This window comes from Mesorhizobium sp. M8A.F.Ca.ET.021.01.1.1 (assembly GCF_003998025.1).
GTDB lineage: Bacteria > Pseudomonadota > Alphaproteobacteria > Rhizobiales > Rhizobiaceae > Mesorhizobium.
On record NZ_RZSJ01000007.1, the window covers coordinates 25,745 to 32,268 of the forward strand.

Genomic DNA, 6,524 nt, shown 5'->3' on the forward strand with positions numbered 1-6,524 from the left:
CGCGCTAGGACATACATCTCACCACCCGATGTAGCGTTCTTCGTGGGCGGCGGAAAAGGTGATCGGTCCCAGGCCGAGATAGGTAAGCAAGGAAGCGCCGGTGTATGTGAATGAGGTCTCCAGCCGAACGACCCGGACATTGGTGGTTGTACTATGGTAGTTCACTAGGCCATTGGCGTCGGTAGTCACCGCTATCACGCGATGGTTGAGATTGACCGTTACCGTCGCTGGCAGCCAGCCCACGACCCGGCTGGCAACGGTGCAATCGCCGCCGCAATTGTACGATCCTGTTGCGGCGATATTGCGCGCGTAGGTGCCGCAGTTCAGCGCTGTATTGAACGTCTGATTGCAGCGCGCTGCATAGCGAGCCCCGTCATTGAGACCAGCTTCAATCAGCAGCTTCTGGTGGAGAAGGTTTCCGAACTCGAAAACGCCGGCCGAAAGGCTGATCATCAATGGCGTAATTAACGTCATTTCGACGAGAACCGCCCCTCGCTCCTCGCGCCCAAACTTAGATAAAATCGCCCTCAACGCTGTCAGCATCACATCACCTGTAAAGCTGCGGTTCGTCGCGGAGAAAATTGTTGAGCGTGCCTTGGCCGGCGTGACCGGTCACGTCGACCAGTTCGACAAAGATATCAGCGTCATAGTCGAAGCACGTCGTTCCCTTACCGGTACAGCGGTCGGTTCTTACCGGTTGTGTAATGAAGAAACTGGCGAACGCTTCCACCGGTAGATTTTCGGTATGTCCACCCAAATCTACGTTTGGGTCAGCTTCGAGTTTTTGACAGTCTATGACTGCCCCGTAGAGCAGGCGCCGGTCGACGTAGGTGATTGCTGATCCGCAACTGTTCGGCGGCGTACCGATTTCGTTCCCTGGAGCCTTGGATTTGTCTGGAATGAGATTATGCGCGGGGTCGTTCTCGTACTTGTAAACTTCATAGCGGGTCGGAAGATTGTCGCCTGTTCCTTGAAGCGCAGACGGGAGGGCGACGCCGCTTGGTATGTGGTTGATCTTCCAATACGAATTGGAACTAGTATTTAGATCCCAATCGCCTGCTCCCATGCGGCCGCCCATCATTGTGCAAGGAGATGTTAGGTTCGTGAAGCACGAATCGAGCCCAAGGCTCTGGGTCTGACCAGCCACATCAAACGTCAGAGCGTTTGAGGACGGGCAGTTGTTTGCCCCACCGGATTTCTTGGCGCCTTTTCTGACATTCTCTGCCGGCCCAAACTCAGCCCCGCTGAAATTCGTTCCGGATTCCTGCATTCCGAAACGCAGATTGATTGCACCCTTGACTTTGCCCGCCTTTTGGCCCGTGGCGGTTGTAATGCTGTTCTTGCTGTAGCAGGCACCGGGCTTGGCCGACGCCAAGGCAGTCGCTAGGCTCTTTGCTCCCTTGCCGTCGGTTTCCAGGAAACCAAAATTGCCGGGGAAATATCCAGCGTTGTTGCCTACGGTTCGAAGCTGGATGAGCCGCCGACGGTATTTCCTTTCTGCTACTGCCTGCTGCAGCGTAATGCCGCCGGCATCGTTGGTGCCGTTAACCATCTCATATGGATTGCATATGAACACCGGGGTAAAATCGCACACGGCGCTGTTAAACCCCGCGACGGCCTTGGCTCCGACAGAGAAGCTGTTGTCGGCGTCGTTTCCGGTTAGGAACGATGCCGGGAATATTACCGCGAAGCCGGTAGGCTTCACAGTCACCTCGACAAACCGGGCATCGGCCGCGTCATTCAATTCATCGGTGATTACATTTGCCGCCACGATCGGATCGCTGTCGTTGGCTGGCAGGCTACTCAGATAGCGCCGGGTGATGCCATTCGCTGTCAATGTCTGCTGGGTGCCCTGATCCGAGAAGCGATAGGTGTTGTCGACGAGGGGGGTGTTGCCGAAAACGGAGTCGGCAAGGGCTCGATCTGCGCGAATTATCGCATCTGTCCCGCCATCCAGTTCTGCCGCCGCGGCAAGCGCGAAGGCATCGGCACCCTTCTGAAGGTCGTTATGCAGGCTGTTGGCTCGGGACATATCGATGACAAGCAGAGCAAAGCCGATGATCACGGGCAGCATGATGGCGACGAGGATCATCGCTATGCCTTGCTCGTCTTTCCAGAATGCGCGAACGGTCCCCAACATGACCTTACTCTCTGCTTTCCTGCGCCAGGGCCCCTCGCATGCCCGGCGCCCTCCGCATCCTTCCGTTCAGTTCACGGCGTCGTCACGCCCGACCCGCCGACATTGACCGTGATGGCCGGCGGTGGCGGTGGTGGCGGCGGATATTTGTAGTTGTGCGCGACAGCGGCGGCGCGCGTGCCGTCGCCTTCGATATGCGTGTTCCTGGATGCCGGATTGAGTGGGTCGACCGTCTGCAGCAGGGAATTGTATTTCTGCGTGTCGCCCGCGGCCAAGGTCACCGTGTCGTAGTGGTTCAGATAGTCCGCGGCGCAGCCCGAAAGCGACCCGGCGCACAGAATGAGGATCAAGCCGCTATTTCTTGACATAGAGCATCTTGTCCTTCGATTTGAAGTCCAGCATGTGGCCATAGGGGCCGGTGACGCCGTCGCCTGTTTCATATTTGCGGATCATGTCCTTGTTCACTTCGAGCTGGCCGAGCACGAAGAATTCCGGGTCGTTCGCGGGCCGTGTCTTGTCGAAAGGCGTCGCCAGCTGTTCGCCGGGCCTCACCGGCCGCACGATATGCGGCGTGACGACGACGACCAGTTCGGTCTCGTCCTTCTGGCTGCTCGAATTGCGAAACAGCGTGCCGATGACCGGCACCTGGCCGAGCCACGGCACCTGCTCCTGAAGCTTGGTCGTCTTGCTAGACAGAAGCCCGCCGACCGCGAAGCTCTGGCCGTCGCGCAGTTCGACGACGGTTTCCAGCTTGCGGTTGGTGAAGATCGGATCGCCGGCTGTCGTGAAGCCGGTCAGGTCGCTGACCTCCGGCGCCAGCTGGATGTGGATCTTGTCGTCGGCGAGCACCACCGGCGTGAATAGGAGGTTGACGCCGAATTGCTTGTACTCGATCTGGACCTCGCCATCTTTGTTGACACTGCGGATGGGAACCTGGCCGCCGGCGTTGAAACTGGCGGGTTCGCCGGAAAGCGTGGTGAGGTTCGGCTCGGCAAGCGTGCGCACCACCCCCTTGGCCTCCAGCGCCTCGATGAGCAAGTCAACTTTGATGTTGCTGTCGATGACGCGGGCAATCAGTGCTGCAAATGGGTTGGAGTTCGACAACAGCCCCGTGATGACATTTCCGGGCCCTGCCACCACATTATCCTCGTCAACGACAGCGCTGCCTGTGCCCAGCCGGGTCGTGCCGCTGCTGTTCCTGCTCCTGATCGACACGCCAAGGTCGCGGCCGGCATTGCGTTTTGCTTCCAGCACACGCACTTCGAGGTTGACCTGCTGACTGTCGTCGACGGTGACGGCATTGATGATGGCGTCGGGGCCATATTGCTGCGCCACTTCCATGATGGCCGCCAGCGTGGCGCCGTCCTTGACATGGCCGCCAAGTCGCACCCTGCCGTTCACCGAGCCGATTTCGATGCGCGATCTCGGCGAAACCTGGCGGATCGCCGCAGCCATGTCGCTGACATCGACGCCGACCTCGATCTGGATGACGCCAAGCGAGCGCTTGTCGGGCGAGAACAGGTTGACCGTGGTGGTGCCGGCGCCCTTGCCGATGACATAGAGCGTGCGGTCGGTCATTGGCTGCGCATCGGCGATCTTCTCGTCGCCGACGACGATGTCGCCGAGATTGGCATTTACCTGGATCGTCACCGATTGCGACATCGGCAGGAAAACACGATGGACGCTGGGGTTGGACACGTCGATGAAGCGGTCAGCCGCCTCGGCCACGAGGCTCGACAGCAAAAACGCCACCAGACAGGACAACGCGCCCGCCGCTATCCTCGACCAAGTCCCCTGCATCCCCGTCTCCCCAAATGCTGCTTAAGGCAGCCACCGTGTCGCGCGGTATTATGCCGCACTATTATCATGGTTGTCGCGGCACGTCATATGTCTCGAGCTTCACGCCCCGAAACACGCCTACCGACACATTCTTCGGCGGCTCGGGCTGCACATACTTGACCACTTCCTTGACGACTTCCCGCACTTCAGCGGCCGCCGCTGGAGCGGGCTTAGCCTTGCCCAGCTCGTCAAGCCGGCTTCCAACGCGCTCCACAGCCTGGGTGAGCCCGGCAATCTTTTCCTCGGCACGCTTGCGCTCAGCTTCCGCCAATGCGTCCGCGGCCGCTTTCTTCTCGAGTTCGGCCTGTCGCTTGGCGACGTCTTCGGGCATTTCGCCGGTCAGGTCGGAAAGCGTCACCCGCTCGGTGGCCTCGCCCTTGCTGGCCGCCGCCTGGCGCAGCGCCAGGGACAATTGGCCGGCGCCGGCTGCCAGGGTCAGCTTCTGCGCATCCTTGGTGCTGACCTCGAGCGTCACTGACTTGACGACGGTCGGGCTGTCCTTGGTCGCATCGGCCACCTGGTCGATGGCGAGCACTTTCATGCTCTGCAGCAACACATCGACGAAACTCTTGTCCGCACCGTCGTCGCCACGCACCGTGCGCGTCAGCAGAATATCGACGCGATCGCCGGGGAAAACGAATCCAGCCACCCCAAGCACGTCATTGACCCTTATGGAAACTGCCTTCATGCCTTCGCCAAGCACCGCCGAGAGCGTGGCGCGCTGGCCCGGGCCGGTGATCTTGCTTGCCAGAATGGGCTCGTTGACGCTGATCGTCTGAAGCGCCTGCCTCGTGCCTTCGCCTGCCATTGCATCCTTTGTCGTCTTGAACGCGCCTGCCGGTATGGCGCCCGCCGGCCAGGGAATTTCGCGCAGCTTGTCGGCACTCAGCGCGTCGCCGAATTTCAGCGGCATCGCCGCCACCACGACGGTATCTCGCTGGGCGCCATTCGACTGCGCCATCGCACTGCGCTGGTTGGCAAGCCAGATGTTGGCAAGCACCACTGCCAGCACGCCGAACACGCCGGCAAGGACAATCATAATGAGAGTATTGGCGCGCATCTTCCCACCCCAAATCGCCCAACGGGCGATGCCATCTCTTCACAATGAGAACCCTTGGGCCGGGTCGAGTGACTCCGGCCCAAGGAGTTAGTGATTACGGAGTGCAGTCGCCACCAGCGGCGCCGGCTGCTGTCACGCCCTTGCCATTCAGATTGGCGCAGAGGCCGGTGAACTGATCACCTACCCAGCCGCCGATCGCAAGAATTGCCAGCAGTGACGCCGCAGCGATGATGCCAACCAGGATAGAGTATTCGACCATGGCAGCGCCGGTTTCATCGTCGCGGAACTGCCGGGTCATCGTCATGAGCTTCTTCATGTCAATTTCTCCCTTTGGAGGTTTGAACCCGACGAGACAGAGCCAAGGATGAACTCCATACCCAAGCATCCCCCGTCATCTCGATCCTAGGTCCCGAGAAATTGCGGAGTCAAACGGGATTAACGGTTCCTTAACTTCCCAATACATGAACTTGCGAGTTGAGAGCGGCTTTAAATTTCAGCAAGAGCTTGATTCGTCTAATTTTTCAAGCGTCCTTAACCATTCGTTCACAATTATGCGTAAGGCCTAATAAAGTAACGGCTACTTTAGATGTGTAGCATATCCCTTTATATCTAGGGGGTTATAGCCAGATATGGAGTGGATTCCGATGTCGGAGCACGCAAGGGCACAGGAGGATCTAAAGCTTAGTCGCACACTCATGTTTGGCAACGCGGGGATCATAAATAAAAACGATATTTTTTGGGTACGCTCTTTAACTATGTTGAAAGTATTGACCAGGCGCTAGGCGCCAAGGCGCTTGTGCCCTGATTGGTTAACGTTTAGTTTCCGCTAATGTAGGGTTAGGGGGGCATAGGCGATTATGCTAGGGCGTTTTATCAAGGGGCCGGGGGCACAACCTGTCGCGACAAACGCGGAGCCGCTGACGGTGCTGCCTGCTGCTCCGGCCCTTTCTGCGGCGGCCGATATCGAATCCCATGGCGACGCGTTCCTGACGCTCAAGGTAGAGCTTCATCGTCATCTGATCGACCGCTTCAATCTGACCGCCCTCGAAAACGCGTCCAAGGATGAGATCCTGAATGAGATCCGTCCGATCGTTCGCGAGTTCGTTCGAAATCGAAACGTGCCGTTGAATGCCAGAGAACTCGATCAACTGACCAGCGACACGGCTGACGAGATGCTCGGACTGGGGCCGATTGAACCGCTGCTCAAGGATGACTCCATTACCGACATCCTGATCAACACCCACAACCGCGTCTTCATCGAGCGGCGTGGCTTGGTTGAAGAGACAGCCATCCGATTTCGAGACGAGGCGCACCTGCTGCGCATCATCAACAAGATCGTTTCCGCCATCGGCCGTCGCGTCGATGAATCCGCGCCGATGGTCGATGCCCGGCTGGAAGATGGCTCCCGCGTCAACATCGCGGTGCGGCCGATCTCGGTCGACGGTCCGTTGGTGTCGATCCGGAAATTCTCCAAGAATCCCTATTCGC

Annotated in this window: 7 protein-coding genes; 1 reads left to right on the forward strand and 6 read right to left on the reverse strand. The window is 58.8% G+C overall.

Annotated elements, in window-relative coordinates; all coding sequences use genetic code 11:
* Nucleotides 1-18 precede the first annotated feature (18 nt).
* The 6 genes from EOA36_RS02080 to EOA36_RS02105 all read right to left on the reverse strand — a co-directional run bounded on the left by EOA36_RS02080 (nucleotide 19) and on the right by EOA36_RS02105 (nucleotide 5,352).
* Complete coding sequence (locus tag EOA36_RS02080) at nucleotides 19-543, reverse strand: TadE/TadG family type IV pilus assembly protein (protein ID WP_127275397.1); 525 nt, start codon at nucleotides 541-543, stop codon at nucleotides 19-21.
* Between the two features lie 4 nt (nucleotides 544-547).
* A complete protein-coding gene (locus tag EOA36_RS02085; protein WP_127275398.1) occupies nucleotides 548-2,140 on the reverse strand; it encodes a pilus assembly protein TadG-related protein in 1,593 nt (530 codons plus the stop codon).
* Nucleotides 2,141-2,211: 71 nt separating this feature from the next.
* Complete coding sequence (locus EOA36_RS02090; RefSeq protein ID WP_245464230.1) at nucleotides 2,212-2,487, reverse strand: hypothetical protein; 276 nt, start codon at nucleotides 2,485-2,487, stop codon at nucleotides 2,212-2,214.
* Nucleotides 2,488-2,491: 4 nt separating this feature from the next.
* Complete coding sequence (locus EOA36_RS02095) at nucleotides 2,492-3,937, reverse strand: type II and III secretion system protein family protein (protein ID WP_127275400.1); 1,446 nt, start codon at nucleotides 3,935-3,937, stop codon at nucleotides 2,492-2,494.
* A 64-nt stretch (nucleotides 3,938-4,001) separates the two neighbouring features.
* Entirely contained in the window at nucleotides 4,002-5,036 is a 1,035-nt protein-coding gene (gene cpaB, locus EOA36_RS02100) for a Flp pilus assembly protein CpaB (protein ID WP_127275401.1), read from the reverse strand.
* Nucleotides 5,037-5,130: 94 nt separating this feature from the next.
* Nucleotides 5,131-5,352 carry a Flp family type IVb pilin gene (locus EOA36_RS02105; RefSeq protein WP_127275402.1) on the reverse strand — a complete coding sequence of 74 codons (222 nt, stop codon included), beginning with the start codon at nucleotides 5,350-5,352 and terminating at the stop codon, nucleotides 5,131-5,133.
* Between the two features lie 541 nt (nucleotides 5,353-5,893).
* Between EOA36_RS02105 and EOA36_RS02110 the strand changes: the two genes are divergently transcribed.
* On the forward strand, nucleotides 5,894-6,524 hold a 631-nt coding region (locus tag EOA36_RS02110; RefSeq protein ID WP_145969101.1), incomplete at its 3' end, for an ATPase, T2SS/T4P/T4SS family.